This window comes from Streptomyces sp. NBC_01264 (assembly GCF_026340675.1).
Classification (GTDB): domain Bacteria; phylum Actinomycetota; class Actinomycetes; order Streptomycetales; family Streptomycetaceae; genus Streptomyces.
Genome location: NZ_JAPEOX010000002.1, coordinates 1,571,761 through 1,593,581 on the forward strand (window position 1 = coordinate 1,571,761; position 21,821 = coordinate 1,593,581).

Below are 21,821 nucleotides of genomic sequence, written 5' to 3' on the forward strand. Positions count from 1 at the left end.
GTGCTCACTTGCGAGGTCTCGGCGGCAGGTCAGTGTCCCTCCCATCTTCGGGGTCGGACGGTGATCGGGAAACCCGTACACCGCTCTCACTGTCATCACGGAACATGATGAGCGGGCGTAGGGTGGGCGGTGTGTACGACCCCGTTCAGCTGCGCACCTTCCTCACCGTCGCCCAGACCCTGAGCTTCACGCAGGCCGCCGCCCGGCTCGGCGTCCGCCAGTCCACGGTCAGCCAGCACGTGCGCCGGCTGGAGGACGCCACCGGCCGGCCCCTCTTCCTGCGCGACACGCACAGCGTGGAGCTCACGGAGGACGGCGAGGCGCTGCTCGGCTTCGCCCGCTCCATCCTGGAGGCGCACGAGCGCGCGGCGGCCTTCTTCACCGGGACGCGGATCCGGGGCCGGCTGCGTTTCGGTGCCTCCGAGGACTTCGTGCTGACCCGGCTGCCGGAGATCCTGGAGGCCTTCCGGCACGAGCACCCCGAGGTGGAGCTGGAGCTGTCCGTGGAGCTCTCGGGAACCCTGCACGAGCGGCTGGACGCGGGACGGCTGGACCTCGTACTCGCCAAGCGGCGCGGGGACGGCGACGAGCGGGGCCGGCTGGTGTGGCGGGACCGGATGGTGTGGATCGGGGCGGAGGGGCTGCGGGTGGACCCGGACCGGCCGGTCCCGCTGATCGTCTTCCCGCCGCCGGGCATCACGCGGGCGCGGGCGCTGGACGTGTTGCAGGCGGACGGGCGGCCGTGGCGGATCGCCTGTACGAGCGGCAGCCTGAGCGGCCTGATCGCGGCGGCGCGGGCGGGGCTGGGCGTGATGGCCCACACCCGGGGCCTGATCCCGCCCGGGCTCACCCGCGTGGCCGGCCTGCCGGACCTCGGGACGGTGGAGTTCGCCCTGCTGCGGGGCGCCCGCGGGTCCGCTGCCGCGGAGGCGCTGGCCGCGGCGATCCTGTCGGGGGCGGACCGGCTGACCCGGGCGGCGTAGCCGGGCCCCGGATCCCGCTCCCCCGCCGGGCCGGGGTGTGCCCGGCTCCGGCCCCTGCCCCTGCCCCTGCCCCTGCTCCGGCTCCGGCTCCGGCTCCGGCCCGACTCGGCCCGGCCCGGCCCGGCGGGGGATGCGCCGCGGCGCGGGGCAAGGTCCCCTACCCGCCCTTCCACCGTTCCCAGGGCTCCGCCCTGACCCGGTCCTCAAACGCCGGACGGGCTGAAAGGACCCTGGGGCTCCGCCCCAGACCCCGGTCCTCAAACGCCGGACGGCTGAAATGCCCATGCCCCGGTCCTCGAACGCCGGACGGCTGGAATGCCCGGAACCCGGTCCTCGAACGCCGGACGGCTGAATCTGCTCGAAGCCGGACGGCTGGACCGGCGTGGCCGGCCCTGCCGGGGGAATGTGCCGCCGTTCGCCACGGTGGGCGCCTAGGGTCGCCGTACGCCCGCAACCGGTCGTGGCCGGGCGGGGTTTCGTACGGGACGGACCGGGGGATGACGCACATGAAGATCGCGGTGCTGGGGACGGGCGAGGTCGGGCAGCAGCTGGCGGGGAAGCTCGTCGAGGTCGGGCACGAGGTCACGATGGGGTCCCGGACGGCGGACAACGCCGATGCCGCGGCATGGGCCGCCGGGACGGGCGGTGCCCACGGGACCTTCGCCGAGGCCGCCGCCTGCGCCGAGCTCGTCGTCAACGCGACCGGCGGGCTGGTCTCGCTCGCCGTGCTGGAAGCCGCCGGGGCCGGCAATCTGCGGGGGAAGACCGTCGTGGACGTCTCCAACGCGCTGGACTTCTCCGAGGGGTTCCCGCCCCGGGTGGTCACCCCGGACGGCCACAGCGTCGCCGAGCAGCTCCAGAAGGCGTTCCCCGAGGCGCGGATCGTCAAGACGCTCAACACCATGAACAACGCGGTGATGGTCGAGCCGAGCCGGGTGCCGGGTCACCACACCGTGTTCGTAAGCGGCGACGACGCCGGGGCCAAGGCAGAGACCACCGCGCTCCTGCGCTCCTTCGGCTGGGCGCCGGAGCAGATCACCGATCTCGGCGACCTGTCGAGCGCCCGCGCCACCGAGGCCCTGATGGCGCTCTGGCTGCGGCTCTACGGGGTGCTCGGCCCGGTGGACTTCAACCTCTCCGTGGTCACGGCCCCTGGCCTGTCCTGAACACACCACTGAGGAGGTCTTGTGGAGGTCTTCCTTCCGTGATCACTGGCGGGTAGGCGTGCGATAGCGTCGCCGCGCCGTACGGAGAGGAGCGGGCCTTGCACGAGATCGCCGTCCCCCCGGTCGTCACGGGCTCACCCGTCGGTGGCCTGGCCGATGCCGTCTTCCTGCACGCCCGCGAGGACCCCGGCCGGGTGGTGCTCGGCCGCAAGTCGGACGGGGTCTGGGGGGACGTGACCTCGGGCGAGCTGGCCTCGGAGGTGCTCGGGCTCGCCAAGGGGCTGCTGGCGCAGGGGATCCGCTTCGGGGACCGGGTCGCGATCATGTCCCGTACCCGGTACGAGTGGACGCTCTTCGACTTCGCCCTGTGGGCGATCGGCGCCCAGCCGGTCCCCGTCTATCCCTCGTCCTCCGCCGAGCAGGTGCACTGGATCCTGTACGACTCCGGGTGCACGGCCTGCGTGGTGGAGGACGAGGACCAGGCCATGACCGTCGGGTCGGTGATCGAGCGGCTGCCGCTGCTGCGCCGGCTGTGGCAGTTGGACGCGGGCGCCGTGGACGGGCTCGTCCAGGACGGGCTCCAGGTCGCCGAGGACGTGGTGCACCGCCACCGGAGCGCCGTGACGCCCGATGCGACGGCCACCGTCATCTACACCTCGGGGACCACCGGACGCCCCAAGGGCTGTGTGCTGACCCACGGCAACTTCATGTTCGAGGCGGACACGATGGTGACCCGCTGGGAGTCCGTCTTCCGGGCCCGGCCCGGTGAGCAGCCGTCCACCCTGCTGTTCCTGCCGCTCGCCCACGTCTTCGGGCGGATGGTGGAGGTGGCGGCGGTCCGCGCCCGGGTGAAGCTCGGGCACCAGCCGGTGCTGGCGGCGGCCGAACTCCTGCCGGACCTCGCCGCGTTCCGGCCCACGTTCGTGCTCGGGGTGCCGTACGTCTTCGAGAAGGTCTTCGCCGCCGCCCGTCGCAAGGCCGAGACCGAGGGCCGGACGGGTCCCTTCGACCGGGCGGTGGACACGGCCGTACGGTACGCGGAGGCGCGCGAGCAGAAGGCGTTCGGCGCCGGGCCCGGGCCCTCGGCGAAGCTGCGCGTGGAGCACCAGCTCTTCGAGAAGCTGGTGTACGGGAAGGTCCGCGAGGCGCTGGGCGGCAGGGTGCGGTACGCCATGTCGGGCGGCTCCGCGATGCCGCGCCGGCTGGGGCTGTTCTTCGAGGGCGCCGGGGTCACGGTCTTCGAGGGCTACGGGCTGACGGAGTCCTGCGCGGCGGCCACCGCGAACCCGCCGGGGGCCGTCAAGTACGGCACCGTCGGGCCGCCGATCCCCGGCGGCACGGTGCACGTCGCCGACGACGGGGAGATCTGGCTCCACGGCGCCCACGTCTTCTCGGGGTACCTGAACGACCCGCCCGCCACGGAGGCGGTCCTGCGGGACGGCTGGCTGGCGACGGGGGACCTGGGGCGTCTCGACGAGGACGGGTACCTCACGATCACCGGGCGCAAGAAGGAGATCCTGGTGACCTCCAACGGCAAGAGCGTCGCGCCGGCCGCCCTGGAGGAGCGGGTCCGCTCGCACCCGCTCGTCTCGCAGTGCGTCCTGGTGGGCAACGACCGGCCGTACATCGCGGCCCTGCTCACGCTGGACATGGAGGGGGTCGCGCACTGGATGGCGATGCGCGGCCGCCCCCGGCTGCCGGGGGCGGAACTGGCGTCGGACCCCGATCTGACGGCGGAGGTCCGCCGGTCGGTGGTGGCGGCCAACACCCGTGTCTCCCAGGCCGAGTCGATCCGCACGTTCCGCATCCTGGGCGAGCAGTTCACGGAGGAGCGGGGGCTGCTCACGCCCTCGCTCAAGCTGAAGCGACGGGCCATAGAGAAGGTCTACGCCCAGGAGGTGGCGGCCCTCTACGAGCCCTGACGGGCGCCACCGGTACGGCGCGGCGCGATCACACACGCGGTCCGAACCGTTACCTGACGGGTCGTCACTTTACTTGTCGTTGATATTGACGATGCGTCAGGTCACGCACAGAATGCGGGGATTCCGACCGGAGGGGATCCACACATGTTGCGACCGATCCGCACCCTGGCCGCCGCGGCGGCGGCGCTCGCGCTCGTCTCCGCCTGCAACTCCGCCTCCAACAGCGCCTCCCCCGACAAGCCGGGAGCCGCCGGCAACTCCCGCGGGGTGACCGCAGACTCGATCAAGGTCGGCGGCCTCGTGTCGATGACCAGCGCCAGCGGCTACAGCAAGAAGGCCACCGACCTCGGGGCGAAGGCCCGCTACATGAGAGCCAACGCCGAGGGCGGGATCAACGGCCGCAAGATCGACTACATCGGCGCCGAGGACGACGGACAAGACCCCGCCAAGAACCTGGCCGCGGCCCGCAAACTCGTCCAGCAGGACAAGGTGTTCGCGGTCTCCCCCATGAGCTCGGTCACCTTCACCGGCGCCGACTTCCTGGAGCAGGAGAAGGTGCCCACCTTCGGCTGGGGCACGCTCCCCTCCTTCTGCGGCCCCAAGTACATCTACGGGTTCAACGGCTGCCTCGTCCCCACCCCCGGCGGCACCATCAACCAGACCTGGCCCGAGGGCATCGGCCAGGTCCTCGGCGGCGCCGCGGGCAAGTCGGTCGCGATCATCGCCAACGACAGCGACGCCGGAAAGTTCGGTGTGCGCACCTTCCAGCAGGGCTTCGCCAGCGCCGGGTTCAAGGTCTCCTACGCCAAGGCCTCGGTGCCCGGCACCGCCGTGCCGAGCGACTGGTCGGCGTACGTCAAGGAGATCCTGGAGAGCAACGACGGCAAGGCCCCCGACGCGGTCGTCTCCGTCATGCAGACCCCCAACAACATCGGGCTGTTCACCTCGCTCAAGCGCAGCGGGTACAAGGGGCTGCTCTCCGACCCGACCGACTACGACCCGGGTCTACTCGCCAAGGACGCCACCAAGCAGGCCCTCGACGGCGTGCACGTGCTGCTGCAGTTCGAGCCGTTCGAGTCGAAGAACCCGAAGATGGACCAGTTCAAGGCCGACATCAAGGCCGCGTCGGGCGGGCAGGAAGTGCCGCTCAACATGCACATGTTGACCGGGTACATGTCCGCCGACCTGTTCGTGTCGATCGCGCAGAAGGCCGGCAAGGAGCTGACCGTCGAGTCCTTCCAGGCCGCCGCGCAGAGCTTCTCCGACACCGACACCCTCGTCGGCAACCGCTCGGAGCCCAAGGGCCAGAAGGACAGCTTCGGCTGCGGGGCGCTCGTCCAGCTGAAGAACGGCGCGTACGAGGTCTCCGTACCGTTCAAGTGCTACGAGCCCATCCCCTTCAAGTAGGGGTACGGGAAACGGAATGGGAGATCTGCTCGCCTTCGTACTGAGCGGTCTGGTGTCCGGCGCCCTGTACGCACTGCTCGCCACCGGGCTGGTGCTGTCGTACTCGGCGTCCGGGCTGTTCAACTTCGCGTACGGGGCCACCGCCTACCTCTGCGCGCTCACCTTCTACGAACTGCACTCCGGGCTCGGCTGGCCGGCCGTCCCGGCGGCGCTGCTGGTGGTCCTCGTCCTGGCACCCGGCCTCGGGTGGGCGCTGGACCGGCTGATGTTCCGGCGGCTCGCGCAGGTCGGCGAGACGGCGCAGATCGTGGCCACCATCGGCCTGCTGGTGGCCCTGCCGGCGGCCGGGCTGTGGACGGTGGAGCTCCTGACCGACGCGGGGGCGCCGCTCAAGCCCGCGGAGAACCAGTTCGGGCTGCCGGGCGTGGGGCCGAGCCCCGCGAAGTCCTGGCAGCTCACCACCGACGTGGGCATCGACTCCGACCAGCTGATCACCTGGGTGGCGACGGCCCTGGTGGCGGTCGCCCTGTGGGTGCTGATGCGGCACACCCGGCTGGGGCTGCGGCTGCGGGCCGCCGTCGACAACCGCTCGCTCACCGAGCTGCGCGGGATCGACGCCGACCGGCTGTCCTCGGTGGCGTGGATGATCGCCTCGGGGCTGGCCGGGCTCGCGGGGGTGCTGGCGACCCCGCTGCTGGGGCTGTCGGCGCACGATTTCACGCTGTTCCTGTTCGTGTCGGCCACGGCGGCCGTGATCGGACGCTTCGCCTCCGTCCCGCTCGCCTTCGCGGGCGGACTGGGGCTCGGAGTCCTGCAGAACCTGGTCGTCGGCTACGCGTCCTTCGCGGACTCCGTCACCGGCTTCAGGACGGCCGTGCCCTTCCTGATCCTGTTCGGCGGACTCCTCGTCCTCACCCGGCGGGCCCGGGCCGCCGGGACCGCCACCGTGGACGTGGCCTCGCCGGACCATCTGGCCGGGGCCACCTGGGCGCGGCGCTGGGGGATGTGGGCCGCGGGCGCGGTGCTGCTCGCCACGGCCTTCTACACCGTGACCACCCCCTTCTGGAGCGGGCTCCTCGCCCAAGGGCTCGCGCTGGCCCTGGTGTTCATGTCCTTCACCGTGGTCACCGGGCTCGGCGCGATGGTGTCCCTGGCCCAGGGCACCTTCGTGACCGGGGCCGCGCTGGTGGCCGGACTGCTGATGAGCCGCGGGTGGCCGTTCATCGCGGCGCTGGCGGTCGGCACGTGCGTGGCCGCCGTCCTGGGAGCACTGGTCGCGCTGCCCGCGCTGCGGCTGGGCGGGCGCTCCCTGGCTCTGGCGACGCTGGCCCTGGCCTTCCTGGCGGACCAGGTGCTCTTCCAGATGCGGTGGCTGCGCAACGGCGACTCCGGCTGGTCGATCCCGCGCCCTGTCATCGGACCGGTGGACCTCTCGGACGACCGGGCGCTGGGGGTGGCGCTGGTCCTCCTGGTCGCGGCGGTCGCCGCCGGGCTGACGGCCCTGCGCGACTCCCCCTCGGGCCGGGCGATGCTCGCCGTACGGTCGGCTCCCGCGGCCGCGATGGCCTCCGGGGTGTCCGTGCTGCGGACCAAGCTGCTCCTGTTCACCCTGTCGGCGGGGCTGGCCGGGTTCGGGGGCGTCATGTACGCCTCGTACAACACCCGCATCACGGCCACGGACTTCACGGCGATGACCGGGCTGGTGTGGCTGGCGGTGGTCGTCGCGGCGGGCGTGCGCAGGCCGCAGTACGCGGTGGTGGCGGGGCTGGTCTTCGCCGTCGCTCCGCGGGTGATGGCGGACTACGTGACGGAGTCGGCGCACCTGCCGGTGATCCTGTTCGGCCTGGCGGGGTTGGCCCTGGCCAACGATCCCGACGGGTACTGCGCGGCGATTCCGGTACGGCTGGCCCGGCGGCGTGCGGGTTCCGCGGCCGGGGCCGAAGCCTCGGCCTCCGCCAAAGCCGGGGCGGGTACCGAGGCCGGGGCCGGCACCTCGGCCGGAGCCTCGGCTTCTGGTGGCGCCTCGGCTTCGACCGCGGTCGGAGCCGAAGCCGTAGCCGGCGCCGTTCCCTCGGCCCGGGTCGGTGGCGGAGCCGGGGTGGGCCCTGCGGGGCTTTCCCCCACCCCGCCCCTTCCCGAAACCGGGGCTCCGCCCCGGACCCCTTCGGGGGCTCCGCCCCCGAACCCCCGCTCCTCAAACGCCGGAGGGGCTGAAATTCGCTCCGCGAATCCAGCCCGCGGCCCCCGCGGGGGCTGGGGCAGCGCCCCGGTTTCGGGAAGGGGCGGGGTGGGGGACGTGCCGCCCGCAGGGCAACCGTCCGCAGCCGGGCCGGCTCCGGACCAGCCCGCCCGGGAGGGGGCCGCCCCGAACCAGCCCACCCCGGAGGGGGCCAACCTGAACCAGCCGGTGGAGCCAACCGCGGAGCCACCCGCCCTGGAGCTGCGCGGCGTCACCGCCGGGTACGACGGTGGGCTCGTGCTGCACGGGGTCGGCCTCGTCGTGCGGCGCGGTGAGATCCTCGCCGTGCTCGGGCCCAACGGGGCCGGGAAGAGCACCGCCTGCCGGGTGGCGGCCGGGGCGCTGCCGGTCACCGGCGGGACCGTGCTCGTCGGCGGCCGGGACGCCACCCGCGACGGCGCCGTGGGCCGCTCCCGGGCGGGAGTGCTGCTCGCACCCGAGGGCCGGGGCATCTTCCCCTCGCTCAGCATCGAGGAGAATCTGGCCCTGTACCTGAGGGACGCGGCCGAACGGGACGCCGTCTACGACCGGTTCCCCCGGCTGCGCGAGCGGCGTACGGTCCCCGCCGGGTCGTTGTCCGGCGGGGAGCAGCAGATGCTGGCGCTCGCACCGCTGTTGCAGCGGCCGCCCGGGGTGCTGATCGCGGACGAACCCTCCCTCGGGCTCGCCCCGCGCGTGGTGGACGAGGTGTACGGGCTGCTCATGGAGCTCCGCGCCGCCGGGACCGCGCTGCTGCTGGTGGAGGAGAAGGCGGCCGAGATCCTCGGGATCGCCGACACCGTCGCCTACCTCGCGCAGGGCCGGGTCTCCTGGTGCGGCCCGCGTTCCGAGGTGGAGGCGGACCGGCTGACCGAGGCCTACCTGGGGATGGCGACATGAGGGGCTCGGGCAAGGACCCGTACGCGGGCGAGTACGTGCTCGAAGCCCGCGGCATCAGTGTCCGGTTCGGCGGGGTCAAGGCGCTGACGGGCGTGGACCTCGGGATCCGGGCCGGCGAGGTGTGCGGGCTGATCGGGCCGAACGGGGCCGGGAAGACCACCCTGTTCGACGTGCTGTCCGGGATCCGGCGGCCCGACCAGGGCCGGATGCTGCTCGACGGGGTGGACGTCACCCGGCGCTCCCCCGTCTGGCGGGCCCGCCGCGGCATGCGCCGGACCTTCCAGCGCCAGCAGTTGTTCGGGCAGCTCAGCGTGGCCGACAACGTCCTCGTCGCGCAGGAGTGGCGGGGCGGGGGCGGCGGTTTCGCCGCCGATCTGGTCGCCTCGCCCACCCGGCGCCGCCGGGAGCGGGAGCGGCGGGAGCGGGCCGCGCGCGTGCTGGCCGACTGCGGCATCGGCGCGCTCGGGGACTCGTACGCCGGCGGTCTGCCGGTGGGGCGGGCCCGGATGGTCGAGCTGGCCCGCGCCGTGGCCGATCCGCCCCGGGTGCTGCTCCTGGACGAGCCCGCGTCGGGCATGTCCGCGCCCGAACGCGAGCAGCTCGCGGCGGTCGTGCGCAGGCTCGCCGAGGAGGAGGGCTGCGCGGTGCTGCTGGTCGAGCACAACGTGGCCTTCGTGATGGACCTCTGCACCCGGGTGGTCGTCCTGGACCTGGGCACCGTGCTCGCCGAGGGCACGGCCGCCGAAGTACGGGCCGACCCGCTGGTCCGCGAGGCGTACCTGGGGGCGTAGTCGCGCCGAGCGCCTGTTCCAGCCGTACGGATTTCACCCGTACGGCGGGAATAGGCCACGCCGGGGCCCGGTTGTCGCCGGTCGTACGGGCCTGCGCGCCAGCGTCCGTACAGCCAGTCAGCACCCGTACCAGCGACGACCAGAGGGAACGACCGACGTGAACCAGGTCCCCGGCATCAAGCTCAACAACGGCACGCTCATGCCCCAGCTCGGCTACGGCGTCTGGCAGGTTCCGGACGCCGAGGCGGAGCAGGCCGTCCGCACCGCCCTGGAGTCGGGCTACCGCAGCATCGACACGGCTTCCATCTACGGCAACGAGGAGGGCACCGGCAAGGCCATCGCCTCCGCCGGGGTGCCGCGCGAGGAGCTCTTCGTCACCACCAAGCTGTGGAACGGGAAGTCCGAGACCTGGGGCCGGGACAACGTGCTGCGCGAGTTCGACGCCTCGCTCGCCAAGCTGGGCCTCGACGAGATCGACCTGTACCTGATCCACTGGCCGCGCCCGATGCGCGACGACTTCCTCGCCATCTGGAAGACCTTCGAGGAGATCGCGGCGAGCGGCCGCGCCAAGGCCGTCGGCGTGTCCAACTTCCGTCCCGCCGACCTGGAACGGCTCGGCGCCGAAAGCTCCCTGGTCCCGGCGGTGAACCAGATCGAGCTGCACCCGCTGCTCCCCCAGGCCGAGCTGCGCGCCCTGCACGCGCGCCTGGGCATCGTCACCGAGGCCTGGTCCCCGCTCGGCCAGGGCAAGGACCTGCTCACCCTGCCCGCCCTCACCGCGATCGCGGCCAAGCACGGCCGCTCGGCCGCGCAGGTGGTCCTGCGCTGGCACCTCCAGCTGGGCAACGTGGTGATCCCGAAGTCCGTGACCCCGGCGCGGATCCGGGAGAACCTCGACGTGTTCGGCTTCGAGCTGGACGCCGAGGACGTGGCCGCGCTGGACGCGCTCGGCGCGGGTGGGGCGGGCCGCCGGATCGGTCCCGACCCGGCCGAGTTCGACTACTGAGCCGCCGGTGAGCGACCCGAAGGCAGGGACGAAGGCGCCCGACGGCGTCTACCGGATCCGCAATGCCGCGAGCGGACTGCTGCTCCAGGTCGAGAGCGGCAACCGGGTCCGCGTCGGGCCGGACGGCGAGCCGGCCGCGGCCCGGCAGTGGGAGATCACCCCGGTGCACAGCGGCGGCGGGATCTTCCACCTGGTCAGCGTCCACAACGGAAAGCGGCTCGACGTCGCGAACGCCTCGACCGACAGCGGCACCCGGGTCCAGGTGTGGAAGGCGAACGCCTTCGGGGCGCAGGAGTGGGTCGTGGAGGAACACCTCGACGATCCCGGCGTGGTCTCGCTGATCGCCGCCATCAGCGGTCTGCCGCTGGAGGCGGACGCGGAGGGCGGGGCCCGGCAGTGCGAGGACACGGACTCCCCGGCGCAGTGGTGGCGCCTGGAGCCCGCCTGAGGCAAGACGGGCGGGGTGAGGGGCCCGCGGCCCCCCGCCCCGGCCGTCAGGCCGCCCCGCCCGTCAGGCCTGCCCCGCCCGTCAGACGCGTACGAAGCCGTGCAGCCGGTACGTCGGCTCCGCGCGCGGGGTGTCCGGTCCGGGCAGCAGTTCCAGCCGGTCCGCGAGCTCGCGCGGGGTGATCCCGATCGGGTGGACCCGGGAGGCGTACCGTCCGGCGAGCAGCGCGGCGGCGGCCCCGCGCGGGGTGCGGCCCTGGCCGTGGCCCGTGAAGAGGGCTTCGCCCGAGGGACACAGACCCACCGCGGCCGCATGGCCGGTGACGGCCTCGGCGGAGTCGGCGGGGGTCGTGGTGAGGTGCTCGGCGAGCACCGCGTCGATATCGCTGCCCACGTCGTGGGCGGCGTCCTTGTCGACGGTGGTGACGAACACCCCGCCGGGCCGCAGCACCCGCCCCGCCTCGGCGATCACGGCGGCCACCAGGCCCGGTGAGCGCAACAGGTGCAGCAGCCAGACCGCGCTGACCGCGTCGAGCGAGCCCGCGCGGAACGGGAGCCTGGTCCCGGAGGCCAAGACCACCGGGATCCCCCGGGAGCGCGCCATGGCGGCCATCCCGTACGAGGTGTCCGCGCCGAGTACGCGCAGCCCCGGGCGGGCGGCGGCGATCCGGCCGGTGACGATGCCCGTGCCGCAGCCGAGGTCGAGCAGGGTGCCGGTGTCCGGCGGGAGCAGGCCGAGGACCGCCGCGGCGGCGGCCTCGGCACGCGGGACCCCGCCGCGGGTGGCGTCGTAGGCCTCGGCTTCGGCGTCGTAGTCGAGGAGCGGTCGCGGCGTGGGCATCAGGTGTGTGCTTCCGGTGTTCAGGCGGCGCCGTGGGCGGGTGCCAGGGATTCGACGCGCTCGGCGAGGGCGAAGTCCGCGTCGGTGACGGAGTCGCCCGCATCGTGCGTGTTCACGGCGAGACGGACGGTGTTATAGCCGAGGGCGAGATCGGAGTGGTGGTTCAACTCATCCTGCACGCTCGCGATATGGATCACCAGTGCGCTCGCCGCGAAGTGGCTGCCCAGCCGGTAGGTGCGGATGATCCGGTCATCCTCGAAGGCCCAGCCGGGAAGCTCCCGCAGCCGGTCCTCGATCTCCTTCTGCGAAAGCGGCTCTCTCGACATCCGCAGGCTCCTTCCCCGTAGACGATGTGCGCGGCGTACACGATCGCGGCGTACGCGACGTGCGCGACGTAAACGACTGCCCGATTGACCTGACGTGGAGTCAAGGTTCCCACAGCTCAGGCCTGAGGGAAGGTTTCGCGCCATAGTGCGTGCGGGTACTTCCGCGCCTTCCCGTGGCCCTCGCGACGCCCCTACGCTCCTGCGCCGGACGTGACTGTTACCGCCGGTAAGGGGGCGTCGACGTGACGCGCACAGGAAACTCCAGGCATACCTTCATCGCGGGGGCCGCCGGCACCGCGGGCGCGTTATCGGCCGCCGGGACCCACCCGGCCCAGGCAGCGGCAGGACCCGCCACCCACGCCCCCGCCGCGGCAGCACCGGCCGCACGCCGCGTGGCCGTCCTCGGCGGCGGGGTCGCCGGCCTCACCGCCGCGCACGAGCTGGCCGAACGCGGCTACGCCGTCACCGTGTACGAGCGCCGGGCGCTCGGCGGCAAGGCCCGCAGCATGGACGTCCCCGGCAGCGCCCGGGGCGGCCGCCGCCCGCTCCCCGCCGCGCACGGCTTCCGCTTCATCCCGGGGATCTACCACAACCTGCCGGACACGATGCGGCGCATCCCCTTCCCCGGCAACGCCAACGGGGTCTGGGACAACCTGGTCGCCCCGCGCGAGATGATGTTCGCCCGCGCGGCCGGCCGCGAGGACCTGCGCGCGCCCATCCCCTGGCCCGACTCCTCCCCCGCCGAGCTGACCCCCGACGAGCTGCGCCGGGCCCTCACCGGCATCCTCCAGTCGCTGGTCCGCCTCCCGCTCCACGAGACGGCCTACTTCGTCGACCGGGCCCTGGTCTTCCTCACCAGCTGCGACCAGCGGCGCGACGAGCAGTGGGAGCGCACCCCGTGGTGGGAGTTCACCCGGGCCGCCCGGATGTCGAGCGAGTACCAGCGGATCCTCGCCATCGGCGTCACCCGCAACATCGTGGCCACCAAGGCGGAGGAGGCCTCGACCCGCACCGTCGGCACGCTCGGCGAGGCCTTCGTCTTCAACCTGCTGGGCCGCGGCGCCGACGGCCCGCCGGACCGGATCCTGAACCTGCCCACCAACGAGGCCTGGATCGACCCGTGGGAGGCCCATCTGCGCACACTGGGAGTCGAGTTCAGGATCGGGTGGACGGTACGCGAGGTCCGGTACGGGGACGGCCGCGTGAGCGGGGTCCTCGTCGAGGACCCGGCCGGGGCCGCGCAGACGGTCACCGCCGACCACTACGTCAGCGCCCTGCCGGTCGAACACGCCCGCCGCACCTGGAGCCCGGCGCTGCGCGCGGCCGACCCGATGCTCGGGCGGTGCGACCTGCTGAAGACGGACTGGATGACCGGCATCCAGTTCTACCTCACCGAGCGCGCACCCCTGGTGCACGGCCACCTCAACTGCATCGACTCCCCCTGGTCCCTGACGGCGATCCAGCAGGCCGAGCACTGGCCGTCGCGGGACTTTCCCGCCGACTACGGGGACGGCGCGGCCGTGGACTGCCTGTCGGTGGACATCTCCGAGTGGGACAAGCCCGGGATCCTCTACGGGAAGACGGCCAAGCAGTGCACCCGCGAGGAGGTCGCCCGCGAGGTGTGGGCGCAGCTGAAGGCCTCGCTCAACGACACCGGCAAGACCCTGCTGTCGGACGGAAAGCTGCACTCGTGGTTCCTGGACCCGGGGGTGGACGGGATCGGCACCCCCCGTCCGACCAACCAGGACGAGCTGCTGATCCACCCGACCGGAACCTTCCACAACCGGCCGAGCGCCGGCACCCGGATCCCGAACTTCTTCCTCAGCGGGGACTACGTGCGCGTGGACATCGACCTCGCGACGATGGAGGGAGCCAACGCGTCGGCCCGGGCAGCCGTCAACTCCCTTCTGGACAAGAACGGTTCAGCGTCCCCGCGGTGCACGGTGCGGGGGCTCTACCGGGCCCCGGAGGTGGAGTCCGCCAAGCGGCACGACCTGTGGCGCTACCGTCTCGGCCTGCGGAACGTCTTCGACGTGGGGTGAAGGGCCGCGGCCTCCCTGCTGGGCTAACGTCGCCGTATGACGACTGCTGCGCCCTTGACGGTGGGATCCCTGCTGCGCACCTGGCGGGAACGGCGCGGGCTCAGCCAGCTGGAGCTGGCGGGCCGCGCCGACTCCTCCTCCCGGCACATCAGCTTCGTGGAGACGGGCCGGTCCCGGCCGAGCGAGGAGATGGTGCTGCGGCTCGCGGACCACCTGGAGGTCCCGGTGCGGGACCGCAACGCCCTGCTGGTGGCGGCGGGTTACGCGCCCCGGTACGCCCACACCCCGCTCGGCGACCCCTCGATGGAGGTGCTGCGCGAGGGGCTGGAGCGGCTACTGACCGGCTACGAGCCGTATCCGGCGCTGGTGGTGGACGCCACGTACGACGTGGTGGCCGCCAACCGGGGCATCCTGATGCTGATGGAAGGCCTGCCGGAGCACCTGCTGGCCGGCCCCCTCAACGCGATGCGGCTGACCCTGCACCCGGAGGGCCTGGCCCCCCGGATCCGCAACCTGCCCGAATGGCGCGGACACCTGCTGGCCCAGATGGAGCGGCAGATCGCGCTGGCCCGTTCGGCGCCGCTGCGCGCGCTGTACGAAGAGGTGGCCGCCTATCCGGCGCCCGCGGCGACGGGCCCCGGCGCGGACGGACCCCACGGGGACGGGCCGCACGGGCGAGGGTCGTACGAGGAGGAGCCGTACGAGGCGGTCGCGTACCTCGCGCTCCCCCTGCGGATCGAGCACGACGGGCACCTGCTCTCCTTCGTGTCCTCCATCTCCACCTTCAACACCCCGATGGACGTGACGGTCGCCGAGCTGGCCATCGAAACCCTCCTCCCCGCCGACCCGGCGACGGTGAAGTACCTCCGGTCACTGGCGCCCTGAGGTCACCGGCGCCCTGAGCCCGCGCGCAGCGCGAGCTGCTGGAGGACGGCGAAGGAGGCGACGACGAGCGCCTGCGCGATGGTCCACACCGCCCCGGCGGTGGTGGGCGTGAACCAGACGACGAGGGCGACGAGGCTGAGCCCGGCCCAGGCGTAGTTGCCCTCGATGACGAGCTTGACCGGGAAGGCCGGGGGTCGGCGGCGCGAGGCCAGCAGGCCGACGCCCGCCCCGTAGAGCAGCATGAACACCCCGAGCCCCAGCAGCAGACCCTGCCCGAGGCCGAGCAGCCGGCCGAGTGGCGCCGAGAAGGCGACGTAGGCGATCCCGTTGCCGGTGCTGACGACGGAGTCGAGGGCGAGGACGCGGCGCAGCGCGGCCTGGGGGACGGCGGTACGGGCTACGGCGGTGAGCAGGGCTGCGGACATGGCGGATCAGCCTCCGTCGAGGGTCGATTGTGCTGGTGGAGTACGGACGACCCGGGCCCCGGAGCCGAGTGCGCGGCCCCGGAACCCGATGCCCCCACTGTGGCGCCGGACCTCCCGCCGGGTCGATTACCTCCGGAGTAATGGGCACCCTCCATCGGGCACGGGTCCGGCGCGGGCCAGGCGCGGGCCCCACCTTTTTTGAGTCAGACGGAAAGAAAGGTGGGGGGTACTCCTGTTCGGCCACTCACCGGGGGGCTAGGCTTCACGCAGAGCAACCACATCGAACCTTCTCGCTGCTGACGGAGAAACGCCTGGTGCGAGCCGCCGACCGATCCGACCTGACCGCGGCCTGGGCCCGTGTCGTGGCGTCGGCGGAGCGACACGGGCAGGACCCGGATCGCGTGCTCGCCGTGGAACGGCTCAGTCACCTGTCCGGGGTCGCACCGGAGCGCGTCCCCGCCGTGCTGACGGGCACCGCCGCCGAGCTGCCGCTCTGCGCCCGGGTGCACCAGCGCTTCCTGCGGCTGCGCGCCACCCGGCGCGACAAGCACGGCAAGGAGTGGTCGCTCGCCGCGATCGCCGAGGACTTCGACGCCCCCGGCGCCTCCCTCGGCCCGCTCAACGCGGGCACCGGACTGCCCCGGCTCGGCCACGCGGCCGGCGTACAGCGGTTCTTCGGGGTCTACCCCGGATTCCTGCTCGCCGACAGCAAGAGCGCCGTGGAGCGCGCCCTGGCCACCGCCGGGCCGGAGGGCCGGGCGGGGGGAGCCCCGGACGACCTCGAACACCTCTCGTACCTCACCGGGATCACCCCGGAGGACATCCGGCTCACCCTCGACGGCACACCGCCCCGGCTCCCCCTCAAGGAACAGGTGCGCCGGCGCTTCGAGCACCTGCGTCGCACCCGCCCCCGCGAGGACGGGCAGGCCCACTCCCTCACCGCCATCGCCCGCTCCTTCCACGCCTCGGGCCAGTCGCTGACCCGCCTCGCCCAGGGCGAAGGGCTCCCCAACCTGGCGGCGGCCGCCGGGATACAGCGCTTCTACGGGGTCGAGGGCGGCTTCCTGCTGGCCCCGGACTCCGAGGCGCTGAGCGCCGCCCTCGCCGGGATCGAGCGCGAACTGGAATCCGCGGAACGGCCCGCCGAGAACCCGATGCTCGCCGTGATGCGCGCGCACGACGTGCGCAGCATCGTGACCCGTGCGGGCCGGCTCTCCCCGGGCGGCTGGAAGGCGCTGGCGGACCACCTGGACGATCTGCTCGCGCGGGAGGGGCAGTTGGGCCGCCCGCCCGTAGTACCGGGCGGGTCGACGGCCCCGATCCGGCCGACCGCCCCGAGCCGGTCGGGCGGCGCCGATGACATCGACCGCAGTGCCGAAGGGGGAGCGCGATGAGGACCACACGGGCCATGCGGAGGCTCGGCGACGATCTGCTGGCGGCGGCGCGCCTGACCCCTCCCGCCGGGGCCGCGGAGATCATCGGGAGCCTCTGCACCGCCTACGGGCGCGTCCGCGGCGGGCGCCGGGTCGAGTTCCGGTTCGCCCCCTTCCCGCCCGACACCGCCAGCGGGCTGTGGCTCGGCATGGAGGACCGCGACCTCCTCGTCATCGAGGAGCGCACCCGGCCCGAGCACCAGCTCGTCATCGCCTCCCACGAGCTGTGGCACGTGGACGAGGGCACCTGCGGCCGCCACGGCCCCGGCATGGCGGTGGCCGCCCGACTGACGGGCCCCCACGGCAGCCTCCGCGACCTGTTGAGCTCCGACCACGAGCTGGGCTCGGTCGTCCGGCAGACGGCCGCCCGCGCCGACCGGGAGGATCCGGCGGAGATCCGCGCGGAGACCTTCGGGCTGCACCTCGGCAAGATCCTCCAGACATTCCTTCCGCCACCGCGGGAGGAGCAGGTCCCCGAAGCCGTCGAACGGATCAAGAACTCGTTCGGCTGGGGGCGTTGAGGGCGGTCCCGACGACCACACCCGGCGGCCGACCACCGCCTCCCCGCCGACGTCCTTCCTCAGCCGATGCGCCTTCGCACGGCCCTGACAGAGAGCACCACACGATGACTCACGCCTCCCCGCCCTCTTCCCCGCCGCGACACGCCGTCATCATCGGCGGCAGCCTGGCCGGCCTGCTCGCCGCCGCCGTCCTCGCCGAGCACGCGACGGTCACGATCATCGAAGCGGACACCCTGCCGGACGGTCCCGAGCCCCGCCGCGGACTCCCCCAGGCCCGGCACACCCACCTGCTGTGGTCGGGCGGCGCACGCGCCATCGAGGAGATCCTGCCGGGCATCACCGACGACTGGACGGCCGCCGGCGCCTTCCGCCGCAGCCTCCCCACCGACCTGGTCTCCAAGACCGCCCAGGGGTGGCTGCCGCGCCACAAGGAGATGCAGTTCAACATCTCCTGCAGCCGTGACCTCCTCGACTCGGTGATCCGCTCCCGCGTCATCGGGCTGCCCGGGGTCACCGCCCTCCAGCAGAGCCGGGTCCGCGGCCTGGAGGGCACCGCGGCCCGGATCACCGGGGTCCGGGCGGACACCCCCGACGAGGAGAACCGCCTGATCGCCGCCGATCTCGTGGTCGACGCGAGCGGCCGCGGCTCCCGGGCCCGCAACTGGCTGGAGGCGGTCGGCGTGAGCGGCCTCAAGGAAGCCGGCGTGGACTCCGGGCTCGTCTACGCGACCCGCATCTTCGAAGCCCCCGAGGGTGCCCACGCCCTGGGCTTCCCCATCATCAACGTCCAGTCCGACCCCCGGGTGCCCGTACCCGGCCAGACCGCGACGATCGTCCCCATCGAGAACGGCCGCTGGCAGGCCACCCTGTCCGGCACCCGTGGCGGCCAGCCCACCGCCGACCCGGAGTCCTTCATCCCGTTCGCCAAGGGGGTCCGCGACCCCATCGTCGGCGAACTCCTCGAGGGCAAGAAGCCGCTCACCGACGTCTCCGTCACCCAGGGCACCGCCAACCGCCGGATCTTCTTCGAGAAGGCCGACCTCCCCGACGGCTTCTTCGCCGTCGGCGACTCGGTCGCCACCTTCAACCCGCTCTACGGCCAGGGCATGACGGTCGCGGCCCAGGGCCTCCTGGCCGTCCGTACGCTGCTGCGCGCGAAGGGCCTCGCCCACGCGGGCATCGGCCGCGAGGCGCAGCGGGCCATCGCCCCGCAGGTGGCCGTCGCCTGGGACCTCGCCACCTCGCAGGACATCCTGTACCCGGGCGCCACGGGCATGAAGCCGCGCCCCGGCGCCGGGCTGCTCAACGGGTACGTCGAGCGGCTGATGACCGGTGCGACCACCAAGGCCTCGCTCACGGCGGCCCTGCTCCAGGTCATCACCATGAACCGGGCGCCCACCTACTGGATCCGGCCCGGGGTGGTCTGGGAGGTGCTGCGCACATCGGACCGGGGCGCGCTGAAGGCCGCCCCGCTGACCGCCGCCGAGCGGACGGTGGCGGGTCTGGACCAGGACGGGCCGGCCGGCACCGGCGGCCCCCTCGGACCGGTCGACCCCGCCGGCCAGGCACGATGACCGAAGGCCTCGTCCTCTACGTTCCGGGTGCGGTGATCGCCACGGCGCTGATCGTCAAGGCGCCGACGTTGAGACGGGGCTGGGAGCAGCCCCTGCTGCGGGCCGTGTGCACGCTCCTCGTCGGGGGTTCGCTCGCGGTCATCCTCTCGGCGCCGCCGACGATCGTGGCCGTCAACCGGCTGACCGGCGTCGTCAACTTCTCGGCTCCCCTGGTGTACAGCCTGCTCACGGCCTTCTCGGGCGCCTGTGTCGTGGTGATCCTGCACTGGAGCGGAACCCCGGCCGCCGTCCTGCGCCGGGCCACCCGGCTGACGGTGGCGGCGTACGGCACGGTGGTGGTGGCGATCGTGACCCTGTTCGCCCTCGGCGAGGCTCCCGTCGAGCGGCTGCGCGACATGGACACGTACTACGCCCACACGCCGTTCCTGCGCGAGATGATCATCTGCTATCTGTCGGCGCACACCGTGGGCAGCACCGCGCTCACGGTGCTGTGCCACAAGTGGCTGCGTCGCCTGTCCCCCTCGATGCTGCCGCTGCGCCCGCTCCGTACGGGACTTGCCCTGCTGATGCTGGGAGGCGCCTTCGACCTGGCCTTCCTGGCGGCGAAGTGGACGGCGATGGCCGCACGCTGGAGCGGCGGGGACCTGGACCTCCTGTCCACCACCGTGGCCCCGCCCCTGGCGGCGGTGGCGGCCCTGTTCGTGGGCGCCGGATTCCTGGTGCCGCTGGTGGGCGGTTCGGCTCCGTGGAAGGACTACTGCCGCTACCGGCGGCTGCGGCCGCTCTGGGTGGCCCTGCGCGGGTTCTCCCCGGGCGGACTGCGGCCCGTGCCGCTGACCTGGTGGTCACCGGTCGGCATCCGGCTGGTCCACCGCGAATCGGTGATCGACGACGGCATCCTGGCGCTCGGGTGCTGGTTCGACCCCGCCGTGCGCGAGGAGGCGTACGGGGCCGCGCGCGCTCAGGGCCGGTCCGAGGAGGAGGCCGCCCTCGTCTCGGACGCGGCCATGCTGGCGGCTGCCTGCCGCCGCCGCGCGGAGGCCGACCGCGCGGAGGCCGGACGTACGGAGGCCGACCGCGCGGAGGCCGGACGTACGGAGGCCGACCGCACCGGGACCGACCGTCCCGAGGCCGGCCAGGAGACCGCACCCGCGGCCGAGGCCCGCCCCGACTCCCCGGGCCCGTACCGTCTGGACTCCCGCCCGCTGACCGAGCTGGCCCACGCGTTCCAGACCTCCCCGATCGTGGCCAGGGCCCGCGACGGGGCCGCGCGCTCCTGACCGCGGGCCCCGTGCGCCGCTCCGGTCAGGCCGCGACCGCCACCGCCTCGCGGCTCGCGGCCGCCTCACCCGTGAGGACCTTGAGCCGCTTGGTGAAGAAGACCATCACCGCGCCGGCCGCGATCACCATGGCGCCCTGCCACAGGAAGTTCCAGCTCTGCCCGATGACCGCGTCGAGCCGGGGCAGCTGGGCCCCGATCGCGTCTCCGGTGGCGGCGGCGAGGAACCAGACGCCCATCATCTGGTTGGTGAAGGCCCGCGGGGCCAGCTTCGTGGTGACCGAGAGGCCCACCGGGCTCAGGCACATCTCGCCCATCACCTGGATCACGTACACGCCCACCAGCCACATCAGCGAGACCTTGACCCCGCTGGAGGCGATGGCCGCGGCGCCCGACATGACCACGAAGGAGGCGCCGGTCAGCAGCAGGGCCAGGCCGAACTTGAAGGGGGTGCTCATGTGCTTGCCCCGGCGCACCCAGAAGGCGGCGAAGACGGGGGCCAGGATGATCACGAACAGCGAGGGCAGCGACTGGGTCCAGCTCGCCGGGATGTGCCAGCCGAGCAGGGACAGGTCGGTCTTCTGGGCGGCGAACATGTTCAGCTCGTTGCCCATCTGGTCGTAGACCAGCCAGAACAGCGTGGCGGCCAGGAAGAGCCAGACGTAGGCCCGCAGCCGGGTCTTCTCGACCCGGTCGATCTTGGGGCTGCGGTACATCGAGAGCAGGACGCCCGCCGGGACCACCACGGCGACGATCGTCAGCACGAAGGTGATGTTGTCTATGTTCAGCGCGTGCGAGGCGGCCAGCAGGGTGATCAGTACGGCGGTGAAGACCAGGCCGTACGCGGAGGACCTGCGCACCTTGGCCCGCTCGGCGGGGGTGAGCCGGACCACGGGCTCCGTGCGCAGCTGCTCCGACAGGCGGCGGCCGCCGAGGACGTACTGGACCAGGCCGAGGGCCATGCCGACGGCGGCGGCGCCGAAGCCGAGGTGCCAGTTGACCTCCTCGCCGAGGTAGCCGACGACGAGCGGGGCGATGACGGCGCCCAGGTTGATGCCCATGTAGAAGATCGAGTAGCCGGCGTCGCGCCGCTGGTCGTCGTCGGCCGCGTACAGCCGGCCGACCAGCGCGGAGATGTTCGGCTTGAGCAGTCCGGTGCCGATGACGATGAGGACCAGGCCGGGCCAGACGAAGACCGGGTTCGGGACGGCCATCAGGACGTGGCCGGCCATGATGACCACGCCGCCCCACAGGACGGCCCTGCGGGCGCCGAGGAACCGGTCGGCGATCCAGCCGCCGGGCAGCGCCAGCAGCGAGATCATGGCCATGTAGACGCCTTCCACGGCCTCCGCGGTGCCCTCGTGGAGTCCCATGCCCCCGTGGCCGCGGGAGGCGGCGAGGAAGTGCACGAGGATGGCGACCATGCCGTAGAGGCTGAAACGCTCCCACAGCTCGGCGAGGACGAGGGTGGCGAGCCCGCGCGGGTGGCGCTTCCCGCCCACCACCGCCGCGCCCGGTCCTGCGTCCGGTGCTGCGTCCGACGCCGGGGGCTTGTGCATATCCATCGAAGGCTTCACATATTCAGTGGAGCCCTGTCGCGCGGGTCCCGGAACGTCCTTTCGGCCTGTTACCGCGGGAAACGGAACGCCCCGGAC

At 73.0% G+C, this 21,821-nt stretch carries 18 protein-coding genes; 14 read left to right on the forward strand and 4 right to left on the reverse strand.

Features of this window, described 5'->3' with window-relative positions; all coding sequences use genetic code 11:
* The first annotated feature begins 131 nt into the window (after positions 1–131).
* The 8 genes from OG435_RS40140 (at position 132) to OG435_RS40175 (ending at position 10,841) form a co-directional block, all read left to right on the forward strand.
* Complete coding sequence (locus OG435_RS40140) at positions 132–983, forward strand: LysR substrate-binding domain-containing protein (protein ID WP_266884905.1); 852 nt, start codon at positions 132–134, stop codon at positions 981–983.
* Between the two features lie 506 nt (positions 984–1,489).
* On the forward strand, positions 1,490–2,149 hold the full coding sequence (locus OG435_RS40145; protein WP_266886514.1) for an NADPH-dependent F420 reductase: 660 nt from the start codon (positions 1,490–1,492) through the stop codon (positions 2,147–2,149).
* 98 nt (positions 2,150–2,247) lie between these two features.
* Positions 2,248–4,071: an AMP-dependent synthetase/ligase gene (locus OG435_RS40150; RefSeq protein WP_266884907.1), complete on the forward strand. Its 1,824-nt coding sequence runs from the start codon at positions 2,248–2,250 to the stop codon at positions 4,069–4,071.
* Positions 4,072–4,215: 144 nt separating this feature from the next.
* On the forward strand, positions 4,216–5,478 hold the full coding sequence (locus tag OG435_RS40155; RefSeq protein ID WP_266884909.1) for an ABC transporter substrate-binding protein: 1,263 nt from the start codon (positions 4,216–4,218) through the stop codon (positions 5,476–5,478).
* Between the two features lie 16 nt (positions 5,479–5,494).
* Positions 5,495–8,596 (forward strand): ABC transporter permease subunit, encoded by a 3,102-nt coding sequence (locus tag OG435_RS40160; RefSeq protein ID WP_266884912.1) that lies wholly within the window; start codon positions 5,495–5,497, stop codon positions 8,594–8,596.
* Positions 8,593–9,387, forward strand: coding sequence for an ABC transporter ATP-binding protein (locus OG435_RS40165; RefSeq protein ID WP_266884914.1), 795 nt, complete (start codon positions 8,593–8,595; stop codon positions 9,385–9,387). Before OG435_RS40160 ends, OG435_RS40165 begins: the two co-directional genes overlap by 4 nt.
* 157 nt (positions 9,388–9,544) lie before the next feature.
* Positions 9,545–10,393, forward strand: coding sequence for an aldo/keto reductase (locus OG435_RS40170; protein ID WP_323188002.1), 849 nt, complete (start codon positions 9,545–9,547; stop codon positions 10,391–10,393).
* 7 nt (positions 10,394–10,400) lie between these two features.
* Positions 10,401–10,841: an RICIN domain-containing protein gene (locus OG435_RS40175; RefSeq protein ID WP_266884916.1), complete on the forward strand. Its 441-nt coding sequence runs from the start codon at positions 10,401–10,403 to the stop codon at positions 10,839–10,841.
* A gap of 81 nt (positions 10,842–10,922) precedes the next feature.
* Here OG435_RS40175 and OG435_RS40180 read toward each other — a convergent pair whose 3' ends face one another.
* Positions 10,923–11,681: a class I SAM-dependent methyltransferase gene (locus tag OG435_RS40180; RefSeq protein WP_266884918.1), complete on the reverse strand. Its 759-nt coding sequence runs from the start codon at positions 11,679–11,681 to the stop codon at positions 10,923–10,925.
* 20 nt (positions 11,682–11,701) lie between these two features.
* Positions 11,702–12,007 (reverse strand): 4a-hydroxytetrahydrobiopterin dehydratase, encoded by a 306-nt coding sequence (locus OG435_RS40185; protein ID WP_266884920.1) that lies wholly within the window; start codon positions 12,005–12,007, stop codon positions 11,702–11,704.
* Positions 12,008–12,249: 242 nt separating this feature from the next.
* Here OG435_RS40185 and OG435_RS40190 point away from each other — a divergent pair, with 242 nt between their 5' ends.
* Positions 12,250–14,049, forward strand: coding sequence for a hydroxysqualene dehydroxylase (locus OG435_RS40190; RefSeq protein ID WP_266884923.1), 1,800 nt, complete (start codon positions 12,250–12,252; stop codon positions 14,047–14,049).
* Between the two features lie 36 nt (positions 14,050–14,085).
* A complete protein-coding gene (locus tag OG435_RS40195) occupies positions 14,086–14,934 on the forward strand; it encodes a helix-turn-helix domain-containing protein (RefSeq protein ID WP_266884925.1) in 849 nt (282 codons plus the stop codon).
* 2 nt (positions 14,935–14,936) lie between these two features.
* On the opposite strand, the gene OG435_RS40200 is transcribed toward OG435_RS40195, so the two are convergent.
* Entirely contained in the window at positions 14,937–15,359 is a 423-nt protein-coding gene (locus OG435_RS40200; RefSeq protein ID WP_266884927.1) for a hypothetical protein, read from the reverse strand.
* Between the two features lie 314 nt (positions 15,360–15,673).
* Between OG435_RS40200 and OG435_RS40205 the strand changes: the two genes are divergently transcribed.
* The 4 genes from OG435_RS40205 (at position 15,674) to OG435_RS40220 (ending at position 20,167) form a co-directional block, all read left to right on the forward strand.
* Positions 15,674–16,753, forward strand: a complete 1,080-nt coding sequence (locus OG435_RS40205) for a hypothetical protein (RefSeq protein ID WP_266884929.1) — start codon at positions 15,674–15,676, stop codon at positions 16,751–16,753.
* On the forward strand, positions 16,750–17,313 hold the full coding sequence (locus OG435_RS40210) for a toxin-antitoxin system, toxin component (protein ID WP_266884931.1): 564 nt from the start codon (positions 16,750–16,752) through the stop codon (positions 17,311–17,313). The genes OG435_RS40205 and OG435_RS40210 overlap by 4 nt, the downstream gene beginning before the upstream one ends.
* A gap of 104 nt (positions 17,314–17,417) precedes the next feature.
* Positions 17,418–18,887 carry an NAD(P)/FAD-dependent oxidoreductase gene (locus OG435_RS40215; protein WP_266884933.1) on the forward strand — a complete coding sequence of 490 codons (1,470 nt, stop codon included), beginning with the start codon at positions 17,418–17,420 and terminating at the stop codon, positions 18,885–18,887.
* Positions 18,884–20,167, forward strand: a complete 1,284-nt coding sequence (locus OG435_RS40220) for an MAB_1171c family putative transporter (RefSeq protein ID WP_266884934.1) — start codon at positions 18,884–18,886, stop codon at positions 20,165–20,167. Before OG435_RS40215 ends, OG435_RS40220 begins: the two co-directional genes overlap by 4 nt.
* A 25-nt stretch (positions 20,168–20,192) precedes the next feature.
* On the opposite strand, the gene OG435_RS40225 is transcribed toward OG435_RS40220, so the two are convergent.
* Positions 20,193–21,731 carry a peptide MFS transporter gene (locus tag OG435_RS40225; RefSeq protein ID WP_266884935.1) on the reverse strand — a complete coding sequence of 513 codons (1,539 nt, stop codon included), beginning with the start codon at positions 21,729–21,731 and terminating at the stop codon, positions 20,193–20,195.
* Positions 21,732–21,821 lie beyond the last annotated feature (90 nt).

Coding starts and splice junctions, on each gene's coding strand:
- OG435_RS40180 (WP_266884918.1), bottom strand. CDS start 11,681: ATGCCCACGCCGCGACCGCTCCTCGACTACGACGCCGAAGCCGAGGCC.
- OG435_RS40155 (WP_266884909.1), top strand. CDS start 4,216: ATGTTGCGACCGATCCGCACCCTGGCCGCCGCGGCGGCGGCGCTCGCG.
- OG435_RS40160 (WP_266884912.1), top strand. CDS start 5,495: ATGGGAGATCTGCTCGCCTTCGTACTGAGCGGTCTGGTGTCCGGCGCC.
- OG435_RS40210 (WP_266884931.1), top strand. CDS start 16,750: ATGAGGACCACACGGGCCATGCGGAGGCTCGGCGACGATCTGCTGGCG.
- OG435_RS40225 (WP_266884935.1), bottom strand. CDS start 21,731: ATGGATATGCACAAGCCCCCGGCGTCGGACGCAGCACCGGACGCAGGA.
- OG435_RS40145 (WP_266886514.1), top strand. CDS start 1,490: ATGAAGATCGCGGTGCTGGGGACGGGCGAGGTCGGGCAGCAGCTGGCG.
- OG435_RS40195 (WP_266884925.1), top strand. CDS start 14,086: ATGACGACTGCTGCGCCCTTGACGGTGGGATCCCTGCTGCGCACCTGG.
- OG435_RS40185 (WP_266884920.1), bottom strand. CDS start 12,007: ATGTCGAGAGAGCCGCTTTCGCAGAAGGAGATCGAGGACCGGCTGCGG.
- OG435_RS40220 (WP_266884934.1), top strand. CDS start 18,884: ATGACCGAAGGCCTCGTCCTCTACGTTCCGGGTGCGGTGATCGCCACG.
- OG435_RS40165 (WP_266884914.1), top strand. CDS start 8,593: ATGAGGGGCTCGGGCAAGGACCCGTACGCGGGCGAGTACGTGCTCGAA.
- OG435_RS40200 (WP_266884927.1), bottom strand. CDS start 15,359: ATGTCCGCAGCCCTGCTCACCGCCGTAGCCCGTACCGCCGTCCCCCAG.
- OG435_RS40215 (WP_266884933.1), top strand. CDS start 17,418: ATGACTCACGCCTCCCCGCCCTCTTCCCCGCCGCGACACGCCGTCATC.